The sequence below is a fragment of the Bacillus coahuilensis m4-4 genome, assembly GCF_000171615.1.
Classification (GTDB): domain Bacteria; phylum Bacillota; class Bacilli; order Bacillales; family Bacillaceae_K; genus Bacillus_T; species Bacillus_T coahuilensis.
The window spans coordinates 16,163-41,360 of sequence record NZ_ABFU01000065.3 but is presented as its reverse complement, the minus strand read 5'-3'; the positions used below and the strand labels follow the sequence as shown (position 1 = coordinate 41,360).

Below are 25,198 nucleotides of genomic sequence, written 5' to 3'. Positions count from 1 at the left end.
GCGCCTTTAATTAAAAATAACTCAATGGATTATGACACTAACGTTTCCGCCGGTCCTTCTCCAAATATTGCTTTTTCTAATAGTTCTGCTACATCATAAGTAGCCACCGTTTCTTCCACTTCTTTTGCTTTCGTTCCATCAGATAACATGGTTAAGCAGAATGGACAGCCAGAAGAGATCACGGTTGGGCTAACAGCCAGTGCTTGCTCAGTTCGTGCTACGTTCACGCGGTGACCTGTGTCTTCTTCCATCCACATTAGTCCCCCACCGGCTCCACAGCACATTCCTTTTTCACGATTACGTTCCATTTCAACCAACTTCACTCCGCTAATAGCATTTAAGATATCTCGAGGCGGTGAGTACACTTCGTTATATCGTCCTAAGTAGCAGGAGTCATGGAAGGTGATGGTTTCATTCACTTCGTGAGTAGGCTGCAGTCGCCCTTCTTTCACAAGCTTCGCAAGAAGTTCTGTATGGTGATACACTTCTCCTTCAAAGCCAAAGTCGCTGTATTCATTTTTAAAAATGTTGTAGGCATGTGGATCGATGGTGACGATTTTCTTTACTTCATTTTTTTCGAATTCAGCAATGTTGTTGGCCGCAAGCTCTTGGAATAAAAATTCATTTCCGAGACGACGAGGTGTGTCTCCTGAGTTCTTTTCTTTGTTTCCTAAGATGGCAAACTTCACGCCCGCTTCGTTAAGAAGTTTAGCGAAGGATAAGGCGATTTTTTGGCTCCGGTTATCGAAAGAGCCCATTGAGCCTACCCAGAATAAGTAATCAAATTCCTCGCCTGCTTTTTTCATTTCTTTCACAGTAGGGATATGAACATCGTCTCTGAGATCTCTCCACGCTTCTTTTTCTTTACGGTTTAGACCCCAAGGGTTTCCTTGACGCTCGATGTTTTGCATTGCGCGCTGTGCATCTGCATCCATTTTACCTTCTGTTAAAACTAAGTAACGACGTAGGTCGATAATTTTGTCTACGTGCTCGTTCATAACAGGACACTGGTCCTCACAGTTACGGCAAGTTGTACATGCCCAGATTTCTTCTTCTGTGATCACGTCACCGATTAGGCTTGGTGCGTATTCAATAGCAGCTGCTGCTTCGTTCGCTCCTGCCCCTGCAGATGCTAGAGCAATTTGGTTCCCCTTTGTTCCTGAGAAGGCAAACGTTGGAACCCATGGCTGCTTAGATGTAACCGCAGCACCGTGCATGGTTAGGTGATCGCGAAGTTTTGTGATTAAATCCATAGGTGATAGCATTTTACCTGTACCCGTTGCTGGGCACATATTTGTACACCGACCACACTCCACGCATGCGTAGAAGTCGATCATTTGAAGTTGATCAAAATCTGTTATCTTGCCGACTCCAAAGGATTCTTGTGACTCGTCTTCAAAGTCGATTGATTTTAATTTACCAGGATTGTCTATTCGATTGAAATATACGTTCACTGGTCCTGCAATTAAGTGAGCGTGCTTAGATTGTGGTACATACACTAAGAATGCCAGTAAGAATAAGAGGTGAATCCACCAGGAGATATAGAACACTACAATACTTGCTGTTTCTCCTACCCAACCAAATGCAGCTGCGATTCCGGATGCAATAGGCTCTGTCCACGCCAGCTCTTCACCATGCCAGATTAACCCCATGCCGTTCCCTACTAGTACGGATAACATTAAGCCTCCGATAAAGATCAGAACAAGTCCACTCTTAAATCCCCTTTTCAAGCGAACAAGCTTTTCCACATAACGGCGATAAAATGCCCACACTACTGCGATTAGAATAATCAGAGTGACAATCTCTTGGAAAAAGGTAAACGCAGGATACAGTGGCCCTAATGGAAGATGTGAACCAGGTGCTAGTCCCTTCCAAATGAAATCAATGGCCCCAAATTGAACCAATATAAAGCCATAGAAGAACATAACGTGGATAATACCACTCTTCTTATCCTTTAAAAGTTTCTTTTGGCCAAATACGTTCACCCAAATTTTATTCATACGTTCTTTTACATTGTTATCAAACTCTGGTTTTTTTCCAAGCTTGATATATTCCATTCTTGTACGCACTACATATACAAAAAGACTGAATGCGTAAGCGGTTACAAGTAGAAATAAAATCCAGTTACTAATCAATAAAATGTTTGCCATGTTAACCGTACACTCCCCTCAAAGTTGTCATGCTTTTTCCCCCTTTGCGTATAGCAAAACTTACAATATTCAGAATGTTTCTACCTCCATTATATAATGAATGAGCATTCAGTCAATATGTTTATCCGATTTCCTACATATTGTTTGATTTAGAGAGATTAGGGAAATTGAATAATGCCTATTTTGGGCACACTATATTTACTCGAGGTGAAAGAAAGGAGTCCTTTATGCTGTGGATCTTATTATTGTTCGTTCTATTTTTTACTTGGATTCGTTTAGATTTTATAAGCGGGCGAGCCTTTCATAAGCGTCATACCACTCACCGAGATTATCCGAAGAGAGCTTCTGATTTGCAGTTTATTGCAAATGGCCCAGAGCTTTATGATGATGTTTTTGATGAAATGAAACAGGCTACCTCAAGCATTCACATACTTAGCTATACGTTTGAACCCGATGAATTCGGTCAGGAGTTTATGGAAAGGTTAATCGAGAAAGCAAAAGAAGGATTAGAAGTCAGATTATTATTTGATCGATTTGGTAGCTTAAAGATGAAGAAGAAACATGTACGTCACTTGCGAGAGCACGGGGTTTACGTTGCCATCTCACAACTCCCTCATTTTCCCTTTTTCTTTTACACTTCCCAGCAGCGCAATCACAGAAAAATTATGGTAATGGACGGAACAACTGGCTACATTGGAGGGTATAACATTGGAAAGCAATATGTAAATCAGGATTGCAGATTGAATCCTTGGCGTGATTATCAACTAAAGGTTCAGGGAGAAGGAGTGAAGGATCTACAAAGAGAGTTCCTGCTTGATTGGAAACGAGCGACTGTAGACAATTTGGTAGAGAACGAAACATACTATCCTCCGTTAAAAGAAGGCAGACACGTACTACAATATTATCCTTCTGATGGGAATGGATTAGATCAGCTCTTTCTATCCTTTATTCAGCGCGCATACCGTTCCATTGTCATATGTACGCCTTATTTTATTCCAACAGAAGAGATTGAAACGGCCTTAGTGCATGCCTTAAAAAGAGGGGTACGTGTTCAAATTCTTGTTCCTGAAATGAAAGATCATATGCTAGTGAAAGAGGCTGCGTATCCTCATTTTCGAAAGCTATTGCCGCTAGGAGCTGAGGTCTATCAGTTCAACAAAGGATTTTTTCACGGGAAAGTGTTTATTTTAGATGATGAACTTTGCGATGTTGGGACAGCTAATTTCGATTATCGAAGCTTTTTCTTGAATTTCGAGTTAAACACGCTGATTTATGATAAAACGTTCATTAACGAGGTTCAATCTGTAATTGAACAGGATATGTCTAGTAGTACGAGACTAACGTTAGATGAACTGAATTCTCTGTCGTTCCTCGACCGAGTAAAAGAAATGATCGCTCGTCTTGTAAAGTATTTTCTTTAACAACAGGAGGTGGTTCTGATGCGAATTCGCTTTGGGTTTGTGTCGAACGCGAATGCTCTTTGGGATGCAAGCCCAGCTCAGACCGTGACGTACAAACGATTTACTGAACTAGGACAAGAAAAAGGAACGGAAAAGCTCCTTGAAGTGACCGCAAAAAATTTACGAAACACGAAGCGAATTCTCTATTATTTAGGCGCTCATGATGCACATGTGTATAGAATGTCGAGCTCTCTCGTCCCCCTCGCTACCCATCCCGATGTTATGTGGGATTTTGTCACTCCTTTTAAACAGGAGTGGGAGGAATTAGGGCGCCTCGTAAAAGAATTACGCATTCGTGCAAGTTTTCACCCTAATCAATTCACGTTATTTACAAGTCCAAGAGAAGAAGTAACCGCCAATGCGATCAAAGATATGGACTATCATTATAAAATGCTTGAAGCGATGAGAATCGTTGATCAAGGAGTCATCAATATTCATATCGGGGGAACCTATGGTGACCGAGAGGCAGCTATAGGTCGTTTTCACGAAAATTTAAAAGGTCTCCCTTTCCCAATTAAAGAAATCATGACCCTTGAAAACGATGATAAAACGTATACCGTAGAAGAAACTCTAGAAGTGTGTGAGAAGGAGAGCATTCCGATGGTGTTAGATATTCACCATCACATCGCGAATCCAACGGAAGCACCTGTTGAATCGTTTTTACCTCGTATTTTTGAGACGTGGAAGCACCGTGACCTTCCCCCAAAAATTCATATTTCTTCACCTAAGAATAAGGAAGAAGGAAATATTCGAGCACACGCCGATTACGTCGACCTCGACTTTATCCTTCCTTTATTGAAAGAGCTAAAGAAGGTTCAACAGGATGTGGACTTTATGATCGAGGCAAAGGAGAAAGACTTTGCTATGCTCCAATTAGTGGAAGATGTGGCTGGAATTCGAGGCGTGAAACGAATAGATGGTGCAGAAATCGAGTGGAAGTGAATGTTCAAAAGCTTAAACAAAAGAAAAATAACGTCAGCTGTGGTACGATGAATAAAAAAGAAAGTAGGGATGACAATGTCAACCGTTACCGTAACAGGTGGAACAGGCTATCTTGCCTCTTGGATTGTTCGTGACCTTTTAAAAGAAGGACACGATGTACGTATTACTGTCCGAAACAAAGATAAAGTAGAAAAATATCAATACTTAGTTGAGTTTGAAAAAGAATATAAAGGATCTCTTTCCGTTTTTGAAGCGGACCTTTTACAAGAAGGAAGCTTTGATGAGGCCGTCCAAGGAGCGGAGGTCGTTATTCATACAGCTTCTCCTTTCCTCATCAGTTCAGATAATCCCGAAAAAGATTTAATACAACCTGCAAAACAAGGAACTAAAAATGTGCTGACTTCAGTTGAAAAAGCCCCCACTGTTAAACGCGTGGTCTTAACGAGCAGCATTGTTGCCATTATGGGAGATAACAAAGAAATGGCAGGGCGTGAGGCATTCACGGAGAATGATTGGAATACAACGAGCACAAGTGACCACCAACCTTATCCATACTCCAAAACACTTGCTGAGCAAGAGGCCTGGAAAATGGTGAAGAGTCAAAATCAATATGATTTGGTCACGATTAACCCGAGCTTCATCATGGGACCTACTCTATCTGGTCGCAGTGACTCTACGAGTATTTCTACTATTCAGCAATTTTTAACAGGTGGTTTTAAAACAGGCGTACCAAAGCTCTATTCTGGTATTGTAGATGTGCGGGATGTAGCCAAAGCTCATATCCTTGCAGCGTTCAAGCCTGAGGCACATGGGCGCTATATTGTCTCAAGTGGTGAAGTGACCTTCCTTGAAATTGCTAAGATCATTGAAAAGAACTTCCCTGGTAAGTATCCGCTTCCTAAGCGAGAGGTTCCAAAGGCTTTAATCTGGCTTATTGCGCCAAGCGTTGGCTTGACTCGTAAGTATGTCAAAGAAAATGCAGGATATCGTATTGCTTTTGATACAACGAAGAGTAAACAGGAGCTTGGCATGACGTACCGGGCAATTGAAGCAACGTTTGTCGATCAGGTGGATCAGATGGAAGAGGACGGATTAGTCAAATAAGGAAATGAAGCTGCCCCCCACTCTATTGGAGTAGGGGGCTTAGTTTTAGATTACTTTTTTTAGATCAGGTGATGAAGTGGGCGTGTGGAGTGGAGTAGTCGAATGCGTAGGAGATGTGCTCGGTTTGTGCTGCGGAGTGCTCGAATTCTTGGGCGAAGTGCTCGAATAACTTAAAGTAGTGCTTTGATTCATTTTGCCAACTCCTCTTGGGCCCTTGACTCCAAGAAAAATTCCATTTAGATCGCTTGCCCTTTGAAAGAGAGCTCAAAAACTAAAAAGAAGGATTCCCGTTTGGTTACACTCCTCTATCATTCACTTAAAAATAATTGGTTGTACGTACTCAAACAATTTAAATCCCAAGTAAATCCCCACAATCCCCATGATTCCTGCGAATGCGGGAGGAGCAGGTATTGGTAGTCTGAACACGGCAAAGAGAAATCCAACGATCATTCCTGTGATGAGTGATAGTAGTACATCTTTTATGCCCATGAAAAACTGGCCCCCTTCATTGCTTGTTGAAGATAGTGTTCCCATTTAATGAAGAAATATAAATAAGCGCCGGTTTCCTAGTGGAAATCGGCGCTTTCAACTATTACATTTTCTCTGGAGAAGATACTCCAATTAATTTCAATGCATTTTGTAGGGTGATCTGTACAGAGCGAACGAGTAGGAGACGAGCTTCTGAAAGCTCACGGTTCGAATCGTCTAGCACTTTCGCAGCATTATAGAAGCTGTGGAAAGCAGATGCTAACTCGTTGATGTACGTCACCACACGGTGTGGGGAACGTTTCTTAGCAGAATCAGCTACCACTCCTGTGAATTCTCCTACTTTTTTCAGAAGGTCGATTTCTTTCTCTTCCTTAATGAGTGAAATGTTGGCACTTTCGTTAAATGTTACTCCTTGCTCATCTGCTTGACGTAGAATGGAGCAAATGCGAGCGTGTGCGTATTGGGCGTAATAGACAGGGTTTTCATTGGACTGAGAAACCGCTAAGTCTAGGTCGAAGTCCATATGTGAGTCGGCTGAACGCATTGCAAAGAAATAGCGAGTTGCGTCAAGTCCTACTTCGTCTACGAGATCACGCATCGTAACGGCTTTACCGGTACGCTTACTCATCTTCATTTTTTCTACCGTTTTTATAGAGCTGAACCATTTGAATAATTTCTACTTCCAAAGTTTCAGGAGAATATCCAAGTGCTTCAATGGCTGCTCTCATTCTAGGAATATATCCGTGATGGTCTGCTCCCCAAATGTTGATTAAAATATCATGTCCGCGTTTTAGTTTATCCTCGTGGTACGAAATATCTGGTGTCAAATAAGTGTAAGAGCCATCATTTTTGATTAATACACGGTCCTTGTCGTCACCAAATGTTGTGGAGCGGAACCAAGTTGCTCCCTCTTCCTCATATACATGTCCGTTCTCTTTTAATACATCAAGAGCCTCATCAATTTTTCCATTTTCATAGAGAGAAGTTTCCGAGTACCACACGTTAAATGGGACACGGAACATTTCAAGGTCCTTCTTTTAGTTTTTCAAGCTCATATTTTAACCCGTATGAACGGAAGAAGTCGTAGCGCTCTTTCTCATCAACTTCCACGTATTTGTCCCCAAACTCGTCTACAAGCTGCTTTGCAATTCCGATAATATCTGCCCCGTGGTAGCCGTCTTCTGGCATTGGCTTTTCCTGTCCAAGAGCTTGGAAGTAACGAGCTTCTACACTCATTGCTAGATTGTGGATTTGGTTCCCTGCATCGTTAATATAGTACTCGCGTGTAACAGCAAAACCTGCTTTGTCCAAAATGTTACATAGTGAATCACCCACTGCAGCCCCGCGCGCATGCCCTAGGTGAAGATCTCCTGTTGGGTTTGCTGATACGAACTCGACATTAATCTTTTGCCCTTCACCAGCATCTGACTCTCCGTAAGCTTCGCCTGCTTTAAGCACCACTGGAATTAAATCTGTTAGGTAGCTGTTGTCCATATAAAAGTTAATAAAACCAGGACCAGCGATTTCGATTTTCTCAATCGAAGCTTTCGTGCGGTCGAAGTTGGCTGTTAATTCCTCTGCAATCATACGAGGTGCTTTTTTTGCAACGCGCGCTAGCTGCATCGCCATGTTTGTAGAGTAATCTCCATGAGCTTTTTCCTTTGGTGTTTCTAAAATAACGTCTGGAATTTGCTCCTCTGTCGCAAGTCCTGCCTTGATAACGGCTTGTTTAATTTCTTCTTTTAGCTTACTTTGTACCTGATCCACTATATTCATTGGTTCAGCTCCTCCTTGTATGTAATCTTCATATCATAATCACCGACAGAGCTCCCTTGCATACGAAGTTCATAGCGAATTCGTAGGGTGCCTTCTCCTTCAGTTGTTTCTGTATGGGAAAGTTCTTTTGTATGGGTTTGAAGTATAAACGTACCGTGGGGACTTTCATAGGACCCGTTCATCCGATCTTCTCGGTTAAACGCTAGTCTCATTTTCACCGCTCCCCCGCGCAGGATGAGTCCCTGCTCGTTCGATAATTTAACGGTGGTCTTTACTGTTCCTTCTTCTAACACCTCGTCATACCGGAGATATGCGCTTCCTGCCTTCTCATAGTATCGACCAAATGTTGTAAATGAAATCGTTTCGTTTTCCTCGCCTTGAGTGATCGTCGTGGATAGATCCACACGCACCGTGATTTCTGTAGTCGCCACGCTCCGACACTTCCTTTAATTAAAAGTTCCTTATAACTAATTAAGTATAAGAATAATGAAGGGAAAATGCAACGGATGAAGGGAGTTTTAAAAGAACAATCATGAGAGCACTTTCTTCCGTGCAGTCATACAAGACCAGCTACTCGAAGTATTTTTCATCCTTCTAAATCTGCCTTTGTCCTATAGTACCTAGGTGCTTTTGCTAAGAAGAATTTTTATCGTTCCTCATGAAAAAACAGCACCTACTGAACATAGGTGCTGTCCCTTTATCTTACATCCAACCAAGAATCATTTCGCGGATGAGTTTACTTGCTGTATTGGCTGTTTGCTCGGAGTTATCATAAATTGGTGCCACTTCAACTAAATCTGCTCCAACTACTTTCACTTCTGAGCGAGCGATTTCATGGATGGATGCTAGTAGTTCACGAGATGTTATTCCACCTGCGTCCACCGTTCCTGTTCCTGGTGCATGAGCTGGGTCTAGGACGTCAATATCAATCGTAACGTATACTGGACGTCCAGCTAGCTGTGGAAGGATTTTCTTCAGTGGTTCATGTACCTCAAACTTTGAGATGTGCATGCCATTTTTCTTTTTGCCCATTGGAACTCTTCCTTCATACCAGAACGGATTCCAAAGGAGTACACATTTTTAGGACCAATATGCTCCGCAATTTTACGAATAGGTGTAGAGTGAGAAAGTGGCTCTCCTTCATACTCTTCACGTAGGTCTGTGTGAGCATCGAAATGAATAATCGCAAGGTCAGGGTATTTCTTCGCCATGGCTTTCATCACTGGCCACGAAACTAAATGCTCTCCGCCCATACCAAGTGGCGTTTTTCCGTCTGCTAAAAGACCATCAATATAGTCTTCAATCATCTCTAAGCTTCGCCCTGCGTTTCCGAATGGTAAAGGAATATCACCTGCGTCAAAGTATTTGACTTCTTCTAGCTCACGGTCTAAATACGCGCTGTATTCTTCAAGACCGATCGATACTTCACGAATACGAGTTGGGCCAAAGCGAGAACCTGGTCGGTAGCTTACCGTCCAGTCCATTGGCATACCATATAGAACGACCGAACTCTCCTCGTACGAAGGATGACTTTTAATAAATACATTCCCTGAATAAGCTTCATCAAAGCGCATAGTGGTGCCTCCTTATTCTGTTAAGTCTTTAACGAACTTCGGCAGAACGAATGCTGCGTTGTGAAGCTCTTTTGTGTAGTACTTTGTATCGATTTCATGGAAGCGATCTTCCGCTACTTCAAGTGGATTGTGCTTTTTTGAACCCATTGTGAAGGTCCACATACCAGATGGGTACGTAGGGATGTTGGCAATATATAACGTTGTAATTGGGAAAATTTCTTTTACATCACGCTGTACTTGTTGGATTAAATCTGCTTTAAACCAAGGGTTGTCCGTTTGCGCAACAAAGATTCCATCTTCCTTTAGTGCTTTAGAAATCCCTGCATAGAAGCCTTTCGTGAATAGGTTCACAGCTGGTCCAACTGGCTCAGTAGAATCTACCATGATTACATCGTATTCGTTTTGTGATTCAGCGATGTGCATGAAGCCATCGCCGACAATCACTTCTACACGCTCATTTTCAAGCTCTCCCGCAATCTCAGGAAGGTACTTTTTAGAGTACTCAATAACTTTTCCGTCAATTTCAACTAACACGGCTTTCTTCACGCTTGGGTGTTTTAACACTTCACGGATTACACCGCCGTCTCCTCCACCTACGACTAATACCTTCTCAGGGTTAGGGTGCGTAAATAATGGAACGTGTGCGACCATTTCGTGATAGACCCACTCATCTCTTTGGCTTGTCATGACCATTCCATCAAGGAATAGCATGTTGCCCCACTCTGCTGTTTCAGCCATTTCTAAATGTTGAAACTCTGTTGTCTCCGTATGTAATGTACGATTAATTTTCATCGTAATCCCAAAGTTCTCTGTTTGCTTTTCTGTAAACCAGAATCCACCCACTAAAATCAATCCTTTCCACGTTTAAATGTATTGGAACGAAAGAAGTCTTTCGTAATTGAACGTATCAGTTGAAAGAGGAGCCGTCAAATGATTGCATCGTTTGTAGCTTTCCCTAACACTGTAAATACAAACATGAGAAAAGTATAGTCGAATGACGGGAAATATCAAGAAAAATTTTCTACTATTTTTCAGTTCTTGTATAAAATATAGATTTGGCCCCCATACTAGAGGCTATAATAGTATGATAGATTTTTGTGAAAAAAGGGGTGAGAGAATGGAGATTATGCCGAATTTTAAGGGAATGAATTTTTCTAAAACGCTGAAATGGCTGCGAGCACTTGTGATTCTTTCAATTATAGTGGGGTTGCTTCTCTCTATTACCGTGCTTGGCATTTTGACGTATGCGAAAATCCAAGGGGCTCCTACTCTAGCTGTTCCCCAGTCCAATCTCTACTATTCCTCTGATGGGAAGATATTCGGAGAAACGCATAATGGGGAAAAACGCTATTGGGTCAACCTTGAGGACATATCACCCGCTTTAATCGATGCGACCATATCAGTAGAAGACAAAAAGTTCTACGACCATCTTGGCTTTGATTTAAAGCGGATTGCCGGGGCAGCTGTTGCGGACATTAAAGCGATGTCTAAAGTTCAAGGAGCCAGTACCATTACACAGCAGTATGCTCGTAATTTGTATTTAACCCATGATAAAACGTGGTCGAGAAAATTATCTGAAGCCATGTATAGCATAAGGCTTGAGCTATTTTATAGTAAAATGATATTTTAGAAGGTTACTTAAATACCATCTATTATGGTCACGGAGCTTACGGAGTGGAAGCCGCCAGTCAGTATTATTTTGGCAAATCGGCGAGTGAGTTGACGTTAGGGGAAGCGACAATTTTAGCAGGAATTCCAAAAGCGCCTAGCTCCTACTCCCCTGTCGCAGATTTAGAGAAATCCACAACTCGGCAAACCGTTGTATTAGATGAAATGATAGAAGACGGAAAGATCACAGAGTCTCAGAAAAGCACAGCACTAGCGGAGAAGCCTGTAATTATTGGAAACATAACCTAGAAGTGACGCAAACGGCTCCTTATTTCCAAGACCGAGTGCACTATATTTTACAAAATCAGTTAGGCATGACAGACCGCCAAATTGAACTTGGTGGCTTGCGTATTCACACGACGCTCAATGTGAAGCATCAGGAAGCCGCTGAGAGATTAGTAAAAGAATTGATTGTCAATGAAGGGTCTAAGCTTCAGGTTGCACTTACTTCAATGGATCCAGAAACGGGATATGTGACCGCGATGGTGGGAGGAACCGACTATGTGAAAAGTCCTTTTAACCGTGCTACACAAGCGATACGACAGCCTGGTTCGACGATTAAGCCGTTATTGTATTATGCTGCGTTAGAGTCAGGATTTGATCCTGCGACCACGATGAAAAGTGAGCTCACAAGCTTCCGGTATAATGACGGAGAGGATGTGTACGCTCCGCATAATTTCAACAATCGGTACAGCAATGATGAAATTACACTAGCTCAAGCGATAGGCATATCGGATAACGTATTTGCAGTCAAAACACACTTTTTCTTAGGCTTTGATGCGTTAATAGATGCGGGAAAGCAGTTCGGTCTTTCCACACCTATTGGCTCGGAGCCTTCAGCACCTCTTGGTACAAGTGAAGTTCGAGTGATCGACATGGTGAAAGCTTATAGCATGTTTGCTAACGGAGGTCGTGACATTGCACCAGTATTTATCACCAAGATTGAAGACCCAAATGGGACTATTCTCTATGAATATGAAAATGAAGGGGTTCAGGTATTAGATCCTGACCAAGCCTTTGTAATGACCGATATGCTCACTGGGACATTTGATCCTGCTTTAAACGATCATTCGTCTGTAACTGGATCGAGCGTTTTAGATTCGGTTACTCGCCCGTATGCAGCGAAAACGGGTTCTACTTTATGGGACCGATGGATGATTGGGTATTCCCCTCAGCTCGTATCTGGCGTGTGGACTGGTTATGACGACAATTCTGAAATGACGCTTGCCTATGACAATACTGTCGCAAAAGAACTGTGGGTTGGGTTTATGGAAGCTGCCCTTGAAGATGAAGAAGTGGCCGAGTTTGTCCCTACTGAAAATGTGATCAAAGTGGAAGTAGATCCACACACAGGAAAGGTTGCAACGAAGGATTGTCCTGTGACCCGCGAAATGTATTTTGTCGCTGGGACCGAGCCAACAGAGTTTTGCCAAACCCATATTGGCGAGGATCGATCTATTCGCGACCTTCTTCCTGGTAAAAAGAACGACGGTGACAGTGGCTCAGATAGTGGAAAATCACTATTTGATCGAGTTGTGGATTGGATTTTTTAATACATGTGAGCGGGAAGGCTTGGGGCCTTTCCTCTTTTTATTTGAGGGTTTTTTGACCGCTGATGTTTAAAAATTTCAATCGACGGTTCCTTACCTAAAAATAGACATGAAAAAACTCGAGCTTGTCCAGAGCCCGAGTTCTTTCATGTCCTAGTTCCATCTTGTGCGAGATGTGACTTTAGTTTACTCCCATTCGCTCATAAGAGCAATATGTGAAGAAAATTTTCAAAAAACTGTCATAAATTATTCACAGTTTTCCCAGTTTCTTTCCTAAACTGAAAGACTTTGCTTGAGTTCTTCAGAGGAATTGTTCCAGAATTCTTCATTGTGGTTGATCAGAAATTCTTTAAGCACCGTTTTGGAGCTTTCATCCATCTCGCCTACCATTATTTTTCGTTTTAGGCTTTTGTCCATTTTGTTTACATGGTCTGGTAATACCTTATAGCCTCGGCGTTTTTCACGGTTGACGACTAATTCACAGGCCGTTACTCCTGCGTAGTATGGTCCTGTTTCTTTTCGATCAATGGTTACCCATACAAGCCAAAAAGGTTTCCCACCTTCTGAATCCTCTCGGTTTGTTGTGAATTTGATTCCTTTTTCTACGCTGCTGCGAGCATGCATCGCACCGATGTCGACAAATGCATCCTTTTCTTCAACGTCTACGAAGACAGGCGAGATATTTTCCAAGCTTAAAGCACCGACCCCGTATCCACCGTGGCCGTCTGTTGGGTCGTTCTTGATGATATTAAAGCCCACTTTTTTCTTTTTTTCTGATTCCATTTGTGTTCCTCCTTTATTTTATAAAAAGAGTAAAAAGATCGAGTCGTAGAATGTGTAGAATGCTACAGAAATCGTTCTAATTCCACCTTGTAAAAATGGCCAAATTGTATAATCGCCAATTGGTGTTACGATCAGTACGATAAAAATAATCGGACCATAAATTTCGTATTGTGACATTTTTGCTCGTATATCTGGAGAAACTAGATCTTCAATAATTCTGTATCCATCTAGTGGTGGTAGAGGAATTAAGTTAAAGACAAACAATAATACATTCAAATAGACGATGGTTTGAAACAATTGAGCAAAGAACGTTGTAACTGCTGAATCTCCTAGAAAATACATAAACAATATCGCAAACGGCGTCGCAATAAATGCGACAACAAAGTTACTTAGCGGTCCTGCTACAGATACTAAAATACTATGTAATCGCGGTCTTCTCAAATTAAAACGGTTAACAGGAACTGGCCTAGCCCAACCAAAGCCTGCAATTAAGATTAAAATGGTTCCGATTGGATCCAAGTGAGATGCTGGATTTAAGGTTAGTCTTCCTTGTTTTGCTGCGGTTGAGTCTCCAAATTTATAGGCTACATAGGCATGAGCATACTCATGAACCGTGAAGCCTATTACTAGAGCAATCACGAGAAATGGAAGATTCGCTAAAAAATCGCCACTAAAAATACTCAAGTGATCACACTCCTCTCTCTTCTTTTTTATTTGCATTTATCCTGTAGAACATACTATTCTAAAAGAAGTAAACGTTATACGTATTGTATCAAATAACCCGTGACGGAGGAATGCATAATGCCTTATGTAACAGTAAAAATGCTAGAGGGTCGCTCAGAAGAACAAAAACAAGCAATGGTTGAGAAGGTAACCGAGGCCGTAAGTGAAACATCTGGGGCTCCGAAGGATAAAATTGTTGTCTTTATTGAAGAAATGTCCAAGCAACATTATGCTGTTGGCGGTAAGCGTTTAAGTGATAGCGAGTAAGGAAAAAAGCAATGGACAGTCGTCCATTGCTTTTTCTTTCTATTCTATTGCCATAGCGCATGCAATATACCAAGAATACTATAGATGATAATATGGTCTGCTATCGCAATCCCAAATACTTTTCTTGACGTCATCCCAAACAGCATATTCTTCGCATACGATACGGTCACGAATACACCGATAATAAGACCTACTGTGATACCTTCAGAGAATGTAGCGGCGCCTGTTAATTGAATCAGAATCGCAATAAAGAACGAGCTGACGATAGCTACTATGGCCGATCCCGCAAATTTTACCGGGTCACTTGCCTGCTTTTGATGAAGCTGCATCCAAACATCGCCAAAGAGAAGCGGAGAATAGTACACAGCCCCAAAGATCATATAAGCGAAGGCTCCAGCTAGAATAGCCAAATAGTTTAATTCTAGAAAATCAATGAACATATAGAATTCCTCCCATCAATTTATAAAGACCGAATTCATTGCTCTCTCTTCTATCTTTCCCCAAACCTATGACACCCACACTCAAAAAACGACCACCTCACTGGGCGATCGTCTTCTGCAAGCTTTCAATATAGTGATAGGCTTCCTCTATCTCTTCTAATGTATATTTCTGTTTAGATTTTAACGTGAATACCTTCTCAATCACGTCTTCCTTGTCCAGGTCATCGAAAAATAATACCGTAGATACCAACTCAAGGAAACGAGACGGCTTTTCGTTCATATTGACAAGGCATGTATCAAGAGTAGGCATCTTTTCTTCATACACGTTTAAAAAGTTTTGCCCCTCTTCCGTAACGGTATATCGGTATTGATAATAGCCACCTTTTTTCTCCCATACTTCTTCGATAAATCCCATATCGCATAACTCTTCGACGCGAAGAGTTAGTTCTTCAGAGTACGGTCCGTAAAAGTGAAATTGAAATTTTTCTTGGAACGGGAAGGATAACTTCTTCGCAATGAATATCATTTTTTGAAGCTTTTTACGGCCAATGATTTCACCAGAAGCTACAAAAGCGCTCATTAGCTTCACATGATCTTTCAACACACTTCTTCATCTCCTATATCATAAGTCTAATAGTTTTTTTATTTGGCGTTTGGTCGTTTTCTTTGTTCGCTCATCCTCTAATAGGTCAGCAGGAAAGTACAGCTTGTGGTCCGTTCTCCTTTTACCAGAAATGCCATTGACGATATGAGATTCCCGTGAGAGCTCTCTGATATCGCCAGAAGGCGTCACAAGATGGATAGGAAGGCGCTCTTCCTCTTCACCTGGCCTATAGAAGTCATACGGTAAGTCAGAGGACGAATCCACGACTAAATAATAGTCTGGATCGATGCCTGCTTTTTTAAAGAGAGCCTCTAGCTCACTATGCTTTTTATATTCTTTCGCTGGATCAAACTCAACGTATTTGAATAGCTGACGATTCAAGAATCTTTTAGATAAATCTCGTAAAATAGGATCCTCTTCATCTTGCCACATTTGGAAGTAATACAGGATGACGGATTCGTCTAGCTTGAGGTAATCTTCTAAGGTGAGATTGGTCTCAAAAAGTGAATAGAAGTGAATGGGGTCCTGTTTGAACGGATACTCTTGTTTGTATAGAGCTTTTGCACGGTGAAGAATTTTCGTTAAAATCACTTCTGCACTACGTGTTACAGGATGAAAATACACTTGCCAATACATTTGGTAACGACTCATAATATAGTCCTCTACGGCATGCATACCACTTTGTTTAATCACAACCTGGTCTTCTTTCGGTCTCATCACTCGAAGAATTCGTTCCATATCAAAGTGACCATAGCTGACTCCTGTAAAATAGGCATCTCGCTGTAGGTAATCCATACGGTCCGCATCGATTTGGCTCGAAATAAGACTAACCACTTGCTTATCCTTATACGTCTTCGCAATGACCTCAGCAACATGCTTCGGAAAATCTGGAGAGACCTTGACTAATACATCGTGGACCTCTGTATCTCCTAAAATAATTCGTTGCGTAAACTGTTCGTGGTCTAAATCAAATACCTTCTCAAAAGAATGCGAGAATGGTCCATGTCCTAAATCATGTAGAAGTGCCGCACAAAGGACAAGTAACCGCTCGCCTTCTTTCCATTCTGGGCGTCCACTAAACACGTCATCCACAATTCTTCTAACGATTTCATACACACCAAGGGAATGGTTAAATCGGCTATGCTCCGCCCCGTGGAAGGTTAGGTAGGTTGTTCCAAGTTGCTTAATTCGGCGTAATCTTTGAAACTCTCTTGTTCCAATTAAATCCCATATCACACGATCTCGTACATGTACATACCGATGAACGGGGTCTTTAAATACTTTTTCTTCATGGAGTTTTTCGTTTGCGTAATCCACCAAGCGTCCCCTCTTCCTACGAATCTTCCTTCTATTATAACGACTTTTTTTTCTTTCGTACATCCTAAGAACTTGTCGAATTAGCACGTTTAATAGGGTAATACCCTTATTATTCCAAGGTTGAACGACGATATGAAATTTTTTTCGACAAACTTCTACTACTCCCTGTATTGACCAATCAAAACAAAAAGGTCTAACACCCTTAAAACCATGCTTCCCCTTTTTGGATACATAGTTTAAGTCCGTAAGACCTCTAGCTATTCATCTTCGAAAAAAATGTCGTCTATTCTACTACTATTACTTCATTTTCTTTTGTACTTTTTCCATTAATTCGTCTTCTGTCAATGCCGCTACTGGACGGTTATTTACGAAAGCAAACGTCTTTTTCCGGCCAGGTCCGCAGTAAGACTGACACCCAACTTCGACTGGTGCCTCTGGGTCTAATTGCTTTAACTTTGGAATTAACGTTTTTATATTGACGGCTTGACAGTCATCGCAAACACGAAATTCGTTTGACATATGACAACAACCCTTTCTCTATGAAATTTTCACCTTTTTAGGCATCTTAAGAGATTTTACAGTGTATCCCTTCTCAATGCAAGGCTTATTCCACTTCCATCTTGTGGATTTCTCACACAAGTAGAGCAAAACTATTAGAAAAATATATTTCCCATTTTGGTATAAAACCGTTTCAACTTGCCCATGATAAAAGCGAGGAAGTCGAACACGGAATGGGAGATGAGTGTATGAAAACAAGACAAGATGCTTGGACAGAAGAAAATGATTTACTATTAGCTGAAACAGTTTTACGTCATGTGAGAGAAGGAAGCACTCAATTAAATGCATTTGAAGAAGTTGGAGACAAACTAAACCGCACTTCTGCAGCTTGTGGATTTAGATGGAACGCTGTCGTTCGTCATCAGTATGAGAAAGCACTCCAGCTTGCTAAAAAGCAGCGAAAGCAGCGTCAGCGAATTTTAGGAAAAGATCAGGGTGGCAAGAAGAAGCTACTCTATCAACCTCCTACACCTTCATTCGAGGATTTAGAAGCAATGGAAGCTGAATTGGGAGAAGAGTATGTACTAGATTCACCTGTTGTTCCAAAAGAAATGGTCGAGCAAAAAGAAGAACAGACTGAACCGATGGTCGGAGCGTATTCACCTCTGCCTGAAAGAACAGTAGAACCAACTTATTCGAGCCCTCTTACGGCTACAGCGGAGACAAAACCTATGCCTAGTCATATGAATCTGGAAAAAGTGATTGCGTACCTACAGCAAATGGGATCATCTACGTATCAAACCGATATCTTAAAATCAGAGAATCAAAGATTAAAGCATGAAATCACGGACCTACGTCGTGAAAATATAGAGCTTCAAAAGAAAGTATCTCAACTTGAGAAGAATTCTATCACTATGCAAGAGGATTATGAAACGCTTATGCAAATCATGAACCGCGCTCGTAAGCTAGTACTATTTGAAGAAGAAAACAGTTCTCCTTCTTTCAAGATGGACCGTAACGGAAATCTTGAGAAGATGGCTGAATAATAGAATGAACGTAAAAAGAGAATGCACTAAAAATGGCATTCTCTTTTTACGTTCTTACCATTCATTGTAAAATACAAACTGATTTTTACCTCTTTCCTTTGCCATATATAACGCTTCATCTGCCTGCTTCATAAGTTCTTCAATGGTTGATCCATTTTTGGGGAAAACTGATATTCCTACACTGAATGTAGCCTGTATTTCATTTCCTTTAATGATCAGTGGTTTATCCATCGTAGAAACATATCTAGTTGCTGCTTCTTCAATTTCGTCTTCATTATCTACGGAAGTTAACAATATGACAAATTCATCCCCACCAAATCGAGAAATTGTATCTTCTTTCCGAACCACATTCTTTAATCTAGCAGCACACTCTTTTAAGAATTCATCTCCTACATCGTGTCCATACTGGTCATTAATGCTTTTGAACCCATCTCCATCTAAAAATAATAAGGCAAATTTCAAATGATTTCTTTCACACCTTGCAAGATTGTGCTCTGCCCGGTCAACAAACAACCTTCTATTTGGTAGACCTGTCAATTCATCATAAAATGCTAACTGCTTTAATTCCTCTTCATATTTAACTTGTTGGGTGACATCACGGGAAGTTAGAATAATATGTTTGAATACATGCTCTTCATAAACTGGTGTACCCTGAATATCACACCATATATACCCATGTTCAAATGTTTTAACCCTCACTCTGCCTTTAAAAGACTGACCTAATAGGATACTCTCAAACAGCTTATCCTGAAAATATTTTCTATCATCTTGATAAATATTCTCTTTGTATTTTTTTTCCTATCACATCTTCTACATGATAGCCCAATAAATAAAAGTGGGAAGGTGAGGCATAGGTGCAGACTCCATTACGGTCTAAAAGAGCAATTAAGTCTCGTGATTGTTCAGCAATAAGTCGATATCGCCCCTCACTCTCTTCTAATTTTTCTAATGCTTTAATCGATTCAGTCATATCCTGTGCAATACAATAGATGCCTGAAACAATTCCGTTTATAATAATTGGGATGCTCGATACTGTTATGTTTTTTTCTGAACCCATTCTAGTAATAATTTTTAAATCATACGTATTGGATTGACCTTTTAACGTTTCTTGATACTGTTCAATAAAATAGTCGATATCCTCATTATGGACCCATTCTAAAAAATTGCTATGGATTAAAAATTCTTTTGAGGTCTCACACAGACTTTCAGTTATGGGATTCACTTCTAATATTTTCCCTTTATTATCCAACGAGAAGATTGCATCGGGACAATATTTGAATAAGGAACGATATTTAGAACGACTCTCATTTAACTTACTTTGTGCTTTCACCTGCTCACCTATGTCACGAATAAACGAGCTTATGGCAACAATATCTCCCTGCTCATTTCGTATTGCGGATAACGTTATTGATACGTCTAAAGATTGAGCATACTTATTCTTTCTTGTGGTTTTATATGAACTAATCTTTTCCCCATTTTTAATGCGAGTAATGAGATCCCTTACTTCTTCCATATGACACTCAAACGGAACCTCTTTTCCAGCTAGTTCCTCCTGCGTCCAACCATACAGTTTTTCAAAAGCTGGATTTACTTGCATGACAATACCATTAGGATTAATAATTAATATGGCATCTTCAGAATGAATTAAAAAGGAGCTTAACAATTCATACGCCTGATTAGAGCTTTTATGCTCATGGGTATCAAAATTTGTTTTTAAAGAATCAATAAATTTAATGAACCTTTCCATAGGCTCCTCCTTGAATTTCCACTAAATTATGTGTTAATGTAAATGCTATAATCAAATTGGTTGGCGTACTCTTCGAACTTCTGGATGGGTAAAGGTTTTGAAAAGTAATATCCTTGAATAATATCACAGTCTAGTTTTTTTGCTGCTTCAAACTCTAAAAGAGTCTCTACCCCTTCCACTACACTTTGGAGATGAAGGCCTTTAGACAAAGAGATAATAGATTTAAGAATTACTTGACTTCTTTCATTTCTATTATAGCTCTGTATAAACCGCTTATCTATCTTTAATGTGTCTAATGGAAATTCAGCTAGTAAGTTTAAAGAGCTATAGTCCGTTCCAAAGTCATCCATTGATACATGAAACCCTGCTTGTTGACAATCAACTAAGATTCGCTGAGCTTTTTTTGTATCATAACTAAATGTGGACTCTGTCATTTCTAACTCAATTAAATTAGGGTTAATACCATACTGATTTACTAATGTTACTAATGTATCCAAAAACCCCTTACGATATAATTGTTGTATTGAAATGTTAACACTAATTGTCTTATCTGGAATGTTTGTTATTTTTCCATTTTTGGAGTACTTTACACACTTCTTCAAATACCCATTCCCCCATTTCGATGATAAGACCTGTTTCTTCTGCAATAGGAATAAAATCCACAGGGGATACTGCTCCATATCTTGGATGTGTCCATCTCAATAATGCTTCCGCACCCTTGATTTTCTTTTCTTTCCATAGAACCTTAGGCTGGAGAAATAGCTCAAATTGGTTCTTTTTCAACGCCATGGTTATTTCGTTCTCTAGTTTGACTCTTTGAATGAGTTCTTGTTCTCCTATTTCTTTTTGAGAGGGAAATCGCTTTCTGCATTTGTTCAGTTGAATAGATAGGTCAAGAGATTTGATGATATCTTTTACTTCTAATCCATCTTGTGGAAAGTACACTTTACCGATTAGTACTCTAAAAAAAATTTCTTCTTTATCCACTTTAATAGGCTTACTAATTCTCTTTAGCAATTGATTTTTGCTGATTTTAAGCTCATCCGTTGCCATGCACACAAATGAAGCATCCCCAAACCTACTAATAAAAGTCTGTTTACCCAAAAAAGTTATCAATCTTTCACTCACGTTTTTTAGTATGCTATCTCCTATTTCGTATCCATATACAGAATTAATATCTTTTAAATTTTCAATATCTACTCTTAAAACGTCAAATGATTCTCCGTTCGTATGCCATTTTTGTTAATTCTTTAAGAAAAGATAGTCTGTTCGGTAATGATGTTAACGGATCTTTACTTGCTGTTATTTCATTGAGACGATATCCTTCACTCATATCATGGATGACCCCAAATGTACCTATTAATTCTTCCCCTATTACGAATGGGGTGGCTGATAGTAACACAGGTATAAGCTCACCTATTCCATTCAACACTTGACATTCCACTTTAAAAGGATTGGATTCGTTTATCTTTTTTATAAACATATCATCTGGACTTTTTTTGTTGATACGTAATAAGTTAGAGTATGGTGAAAGATTTAAATCTGCAGAACTATACTGTAAAAATTCTAGAGCCGATTGATTCACTTGAATGATCTGACCTTGTAAATCGATTAAAACGGTTGGAGTGTAATTATTTATAAATAAAGAAAGATAAATTTGATGCAAAATAGATAGAGTATCCTCCTCTTTTAAAAAAGCAGTCACCCAAGTTGAATGTAATGGTGATAAAGACTGATGATTCTTATCCCCTTCGTTAAAAAACGTCTGATTTGCATTACCACTGCTTCTCTGATGAGTCATTAAAAATCACCTACCTTACTACATTCATCAATTCAATTAGATCGAATTGATTTTTCCTAAACATGACATTTATTTTTTCTACTCTTACCATATAAGAATGTTCTCCAATAAAAACCTCCGTTCCAGGATGTGCTTTGTGAATAATTACTACACCTTCATTACTCGTTCTCATAATCGTGTGTGTTTCACTTACGGATCCCGCCTCATTGACTTCTATCCTTTTTTTTGCAAATAAGTTCCCACCCCGTACTGATCCTTTACAAATAAAAACGGATTCCGTATGAATCTTTGTACTCACACACCCTTTTCCAGTTAATATAATTTTCCCAGGGCATATTAATGTACTATAGGACGCTGCTTTAGCTAAAATACTATCGGTAGTTACAGATTCAAGTAGCGATAACTTGTATAATTCTCCTGTTATTTCTTGAATCTTCTCAATCTCTTCTATAGACTTTAACGTATCGGCGTTTAATAGTCTTATAAGATTTTCTATTACATTTATACATATAGAAGATAAGTCAAGATAATTTTCATTAGTATAATCGATAAACACGAGTATCTGTTCTTTTAATTTTTCTTCTTTTCCAGTTAGTAGGTGATTTACTAATTGACTAAGTTGTAGGTTGATATTTCTATTCTGAGAGGTATTTAAAACCGTAATACACGTTTGAATAAATGAAGGTAAAAGCTCTAGTATATTCTCGAGATAAAAAGATATTTGATGGTTTATCATATTCCCTCTACCCGCTATAATTGTACTTGAGGCAATATTTTCTGTAATCCATATGGATTCCTTCCCTTTCACTGTGCTCTCCGTTACATTTCCTTGGACAATAATTTGCCCTGTTGTTTCAATTAGTTGACTATTTTCAATTTGTCCATTGACTTCTAAATCTCCGTTGATTGATAAGGGGTCATTCACATTTCTTATATCATAATTTATATTATTTTGCTCGACAATTGATATGTCTTCATGATTCCCACGTTTATTGACCCGAAGTCTACCCTCTTTAGTGGAATAGAGCATATCATTTTTTGAATCTACTTCTACTCCATCTCCTATGTGAACATTTATTTCAATTGGTTTAGGAACTTTAATAGTTCTCATATGCAAGGAAATTCCATCAACTCCTTCAATACTTTTTCTGAAATAACCTAGTTTCTGAAATTTTCTAACAAACATTTTTTTTTGATTGGCAATCCCTTCTTCTATTGAATGGTGGCACTGATTAAAATTTATTCCTACATCTACTAGATAATCTATTTTACTATCTACAGGAGGAATAGGCTTTCTCCCTTTGGCTACTACTATACTTTCTTTCTTTTTAGTTCTTTAATGCTAATCGGATTTTTTCATACTGTATTCCGTATGTCACTCCTAATCTATTCAGCTCATTTATTACTTGTACTTCAGTTAGTTCAGCGTCTGGATAATCCTTTTCTTCTTTAACAATTGGTTTAAGATGTTTGGTTTTAGGGTGATCCTCTAAATGTTGGATATATTTTATGCTCGGTACAATTTCTAAAATAGCTTCTGTGAAATCATCATTTAGTTTAATTTCCCACTCTTCTTTCGTTACTCCACCTTCAGTTTCCCTTACTTCGATCTCATCACTATTTTTTACAGAAAATGTATCCGTTTGAATATGAACATTTTTCAAAAAATTCACTTTAGACGTCGGTGTTATGCGTAGCTTAGAACTAGGTAAATTCTCCATTTTCGACTTTCCATCCTCTACCCCTATGCTACCTGTTCTTTCTACTTCTTCTAGATTACTTGATAAGGCTGCTTTTCTTTCTGAACTCATTTTATCAAGTGATTTCCCTTGATAGCGTGATAGAAATTTATAGAAATTGACTAGCCAATTATTTAAATTTATGTGCCTTAAAACTTGCATACGCTTTTCCTCTCCTCATTTTAAATACCTATGATAATTTTACTATTTAGAAAAGCAATCTGGCTAACTCATTTCTTGGATTTCAGACGTTTTTATGCTACTTTCGACTTATATTCTGATGTATTTAACCACAAAATGTGTTTATATAAACAGTTTGTTTTAAAACACAAAACAGCCTAATAGGAATTTATACTCACTTATTCATTTTTCGACTGTAATTTATTATTTTTTTTAATTGTCGGCTAACTTAGTTATGGTCTATTCAAGATATATTGCTTTATTTTCTTGTTGATAACTGAATTGATACGTTTGTTCCATTACCTTCTTCACTATTTAATGTGAAGTGCATCACATAGGTAATGAGAGTTATTGATTTCCAATTAGCTCTAGCGAAGCGTTTTGTACATTTTACAGATTTTTATATATTTAGAAATCACTGTTTGATAATATCGCAAAAAATTTTTTATAGAAACTAAGAACTACTTTAAACGTTGATACTCCAACATTTCTAAAGGGAGGCTCACCTCCGCCCCGGAGAATGGAGTACCTTTCGCGCAATCAACCAGGCTTATTATAAAGATGATCATTTATTGAAAAAAGAAAAGGGTGTCCCAAAAGATTATACTTTTGGGACACCCTCTTCTTTTTTAAAGGCTCTACTAAACTAAGCTGCACGCTTATCGCAGGGAGTTGCTACTGCCTCCTCTGAAAATACTCAAGTTTCCTTCGTGCAGTGAGGAATCAACCATGATTCCACACAGTCCTCCTATAAACAGAGCAAACTATTATATTCATTACCTGAGAAGCATATCTTTACTATGAATTTACCTATTTGAATCTTTTAAGCTTATTGGTAAATTGATGTGAAAGGTAGACCCTTGATTGGGTAGGCTTTCAACCTCTATCGTTCCATTCATACCGTATACTAACTGTTTTACAATCGATAGTCCCACGCCAGTACCACTTGCTTTTTTATCTGACTTAGGTGAACGGTAAAATGGTAAAAATATTTTTTCCGCATCTTCTGCATCGATCCCTTCTCCTTCATCTTTAAACGATACGATGACTCGTCCATTCATTACCTTTCCAAAAATGTACAAACGATTTCCTGGCGTATTATATTTAATCCCATTTGAAATAAGATTAATGAAGATTTGATTTAGCTTTGTTTCATCTGCTAAGACATTTATATACGCTAATGATTTTTCATCTAGTTCGATTTCCACTTTATAATCCCTAGCTTTTTCTTTTGATAAGGAAACGGCATCCTTTAAAGATTTCAATAATTTTATCGGCTTAATCGTATAGTGTAGTCTTAATTGTTCTACTTTCGTCATGGCTAAGATATCATTAATCAT

The 25,198-nt window shown here is 39.3% G+C and carries 20 protein-coding genes and 5 pseudogenes; 6 read left to right on the top strand and 19 right to left on the bottom strand.

Annotated features, from left to right (window positions below; all coding sequences use genetic code 11):
• Nucleotides 1–29: 29 nt before the first annotated feature.
• A complete protein-coding gene (locus tag M44_RS17630; RefSeq protein WP_010175733.1) occupies nucleotides 30–2,150 on the bottom strand; it encodes a 4Fe-4S dicluster domain-containing protein in 2,121 nt (706 codons plus the stop codon).
• Between the two features lie 227 nt (nucleotides 2,151–2,377).
• On the opposite strand from M44_RS17630, the gene cls reads away from it, so the two are divergent.
• The 3 genes from cls (at nucleotide 2,378) to M44_RS17615 (ending at nucleotide 5,656) form a co-directional block, all read left to right on the top strand.
• A complete protein-coding gene (gene cls, locus M44_RS27185) occupies nucleotides 2,378–3,571 on the top strand; it encodes a cardiolipin synthase (RefSeq protein WP_010175732.1) in 1,194 nt (397 codons plus the stop codon).
• A gap of 18 nt (nucleotides 3,572–3,589) precedes the next feature.
• Nucleotides 3,590–4,552 (top strand): UV DNA damage repair endonuclease UvsE, encoded by a 963-nt coding sequence (gene uvsE, locus M44_RS27180; RefSeq protein WP_010175730.1) that lies wholly within the window; start codon nucleotides 3,590–3,592, stop codon nucleotides 4,550–4,552.
• Between the two features lie 75 nt (nucleotides 4,553–4,627).
• Complete coding sequence (locus M44_RS17615) at nucleotides 4,628–5,656, top strand: SDR family oxidoreductase (protein ID WP_010175728.1); 1,029 nt, start codon at nucleotides 4,628–4,630, stop codon at nucleotides 5,654–5,656.
• Nucleotides 5,657–5,968: 312 nt separating this feature from the next.
• Here the strand turns inward: M44_RS17615 and M44_RS24070 are convergent, their stop codons facing one another.
• The 5 genes and pseudogenes from M44_RS24070 to speE all read right to left on the bottom strand — a co-directional run bounded on the left by M44_RS24070 (nucleotide 5,969) and on the right by speE (nucleotide 10,338).
• Nucleotides 5,969–6,139, bottom strand: a complete 171-nt coding sequence (locus M44_RS24070) for a XapX domain-containing protein (protein WP_040365511.1) — start codon at nucleotides 6,137–6,139, stop codon at nucleotides 5,969–5,971.
• Nucleotides 6,140–6,248: 109 nt separating this feature from the next.
• Nucleotides 6,249–7,921, bottom strand: a pseudogene (gene argS, locus M44_RS24065) (arginine--tRNA ligase).
• A complete protein-coding gene (locus tag M44_RS17600; RefSeq protein ID WP_010175723.1) occupies nucleotides 7,918–8,352 on the bottom strand; it encodes a YwiB family protein in 435 nt (144 codons plus the stop codon). Before M44_RS17600 ends, argS begins: the two are co-directional and overlap by 4 nt.
• A gap of 271 nt (nucleotides 8,353–8,623) precedes the next feature.
• Nucleotides 8,624–9,405 (bottom strand): annotated as a pseudogene (gene speB, locus M44_RS24060) (agmatinase).
• 102 nt (nucleotides 9,406–9,507) lie between these two features.
• Nucleotides 9,508–10,338 (bottom strand): spermidine synthase, encoded by an 831-nt coding sequence (gene speE / locus M44_RS17590; protein ID WP_010175717.1) that lies wholly within the window; start codon nucleotides 10,336–10,338, stop codon nucleotides 9,508–9,510.
• Between the two features lie 274 nt (nucleotides 10,339–10,612).
• Between speE and M44_RS30115 the strand changes: the two are divergent.
• Nucleotides 10,613–12,716: pseudogene (locus tag M44_RS30115) on the top strand (transglycosylase domain-containing protein).
• A gap of 270 nt (nucleotides 12,717–12,986) precedes the next feature.
• Here M44_RS30115 and M44_RS17580 read toward each other — a convergent pair.
• Nucleotides 12,987–13,496, bottom strand: coding sequence for a YwhD family protein (locus M44_RS17580; RefSeq protein WP_010175713.1), 510 nt, complete (start codon nucleotides 13,494–13,496; stop codon nucleotides 12,987–12,989).
• Nucleotides 13,497–13,514: 18 nt separating this feature from the next.
• A complete protein-coding gene (locus tag M44_RS17575; protein ID WP_050771012.1) occupies nucleotides 13,515–14,216 on the bottom strand; it encodes a site-2 protease family protein in 702 nt (233 codons plus the stop codon).
• Between the two features lie 81 nt (nucleotides 14,217–14,297).
• Here M44_RS17575 and M44_RS17570 point away from each other — a divergent pair, with 81 nt between their 5' ends.
• A complete protein-coding gene (locus M44_RS17570; RefSeq protein WP_010175709.1) occupies nucleotides 14,298–14,486 on the top strand; it encodes a 2-hydroxymuconate tautomerase in 189 nt (62 codons plus the stop codon).
• Nucleotides 14,487–14,530: 44 nt separating this feature from the next.
• On the opposite strand, the gene M44_RS17565 is transcribed toward M44_RS17570, so the two are convergent.
• From M44_RS17565 to M44_RS17545, 4 genes are all read right to left on the bottom strand, one after another.
• Nucleotides 14,531–14,926 (bottom strand): DUF1761 domain-containing protein, encoded by a 396-nt coding sequence (locus M44_RS17565; protein ID WP_010175707.1) that lies wholly within the window; start codon nucleotides 14,924–14,926, stop codon nucleotides 14,531–14,533.
• A 97-nt stretch (nucleotides 14,927–15,023) separates the two neighbouring features.
• Nucleotides 15,024–15,530, bottom strand: coding sequence for a YwgA family protein (locus tag M44_RS17555; protein ID WP_010175703.1), 507 nt, complete (start codon nucleotides 15,528–15,530; stop codon nucleotides 15,024–15,026).
• 18 nt (nucleotides 15,531–15,548) lie between these two features.
• Nucleotides 15,549–16,847, bottom strand: a complete 1,299-nt coding sequence (locus M44_RS17550) for an HD domain-containing protein (RefSeq protein WP_010175701.1) — start codon at nucleotides 16,845–16,847, stop codon at nucleotides 15,549–15,551.
• Between the two features lie 297 nt (nucleotides 16,848–17,144).
• A complete protein-coding gene (locus M44_RS17545) occupies nucleotides 17,145–17,366 on the bottom strand; it encodes a YuzB family protein (protein ID WP_010175699.1) in 222 nt (73 codons plus the stop codon).
• 227 nt (nucleotides 17,367–17,593) lie between these two features.
• Between M44_RS17545 and M44_RS17540 the strand changes: the two genes are divergently transcribed.
• Nucleotides 17,594–18,391 carry an RsfA family transcriptional regulator gene (locus M44_RS17540; RefSeq protein ID WP_029326960.1) on the top strand — a complete coding sequence of 266 codons (798 nt, stop codon included), beginning with the start codon at nucleotides 17,594–17,596 and terminating at the stop codon, nucleotides 18,389–18,391.
• A 54-nt stretch (nucleotides 18,392–18,445) separates the two neighbouring features.
• Here M44_RS17540 and M44_RS24050 read toward each other — a convergent pair whose 3' ends face one another.
• The 7 genes and pseudogenes from M44_RS24050 to M44_RS17500 form a co-directional block, all read right to left on the bottom strand.
• The gene (locus M44_RS24050; protein WP_010175695.1) at nucleotides 18,446–19,090 is read right to left on the bottom strand and encodes a GGDEF domain-containing protein; all 645 of its coding nucleotides are present in this window, start codon (nucleotides 19,088–19,090) and stop codon (nucleotides 18,446–18,448) included.
• 64 nt (nucleotides 19,091–19,154) lie between these two features.
• The gene (locus M44_RS17530; protein ID WP_010175693.1) at nucleotides 19,155–20,138 is read right to left on the bottom strand and encodes a PAS domain-containing protein; all 984 of its coding nucleotides are present in this window, start codon (nucleotides 20,136–20,138) and stop codon (nucleotides 19,155–19,157) included.
• A gap of 26 nt (nucleotides 20,139–20,164) precedes the next feature.
• Nucleotides 20,165–21,314, bottom strand: a pseudogene (locus M44_RS29635) (putative bifunctional diguanylate cyclase/phosphodiesterase).
• A gap of 34 nt (nucleotides 21,315–21,348) precedes the next feature.
• A complete protein-coding gene (locus M44_RS17515) occupies nucleotides 21,349–21,939 on the bottom strand; it encodes a PAS domain-containing protein (RefSeq protein ID WP_010175688.1) in 591 nt (196 codons plus the stop codon).
• 10 nt (nucleotides 21,940–21,949) lie between these two features.
• Nucleotides 21,950–23,257: pseudogene (locus M44_RS17510) on the bottom strand (flagellar assembly protein A); the annotation flags it as partial.
• Nucleotides 23,258–23,267: 10 nt separating this feature from the next.
• Nucleotides 23,268–23,840: a hypothetical protein gene (locus M44_RS17505; protein WP_010175684.1), complete on the bottom strand. Its 573-nt coding sequence runs from the start codon at nucleotides 23,838–23,840 to the stop codon at nucleotides 23,268–23,270.
• A gap of 824 nt (nucleotides 23,841–24,664) precedes the next feature.
• Nucleotides 24,665–25,198: a sensor histidine kinase gene (locus M44_RS17500; RefSeq protein ID WP_010175682.1), complete on the bottom strand. Its 534-nt coding sequence runs from the start codon at nucleotides 25,196–25,198 to the stop codon at nucleotides 24,665–24,667.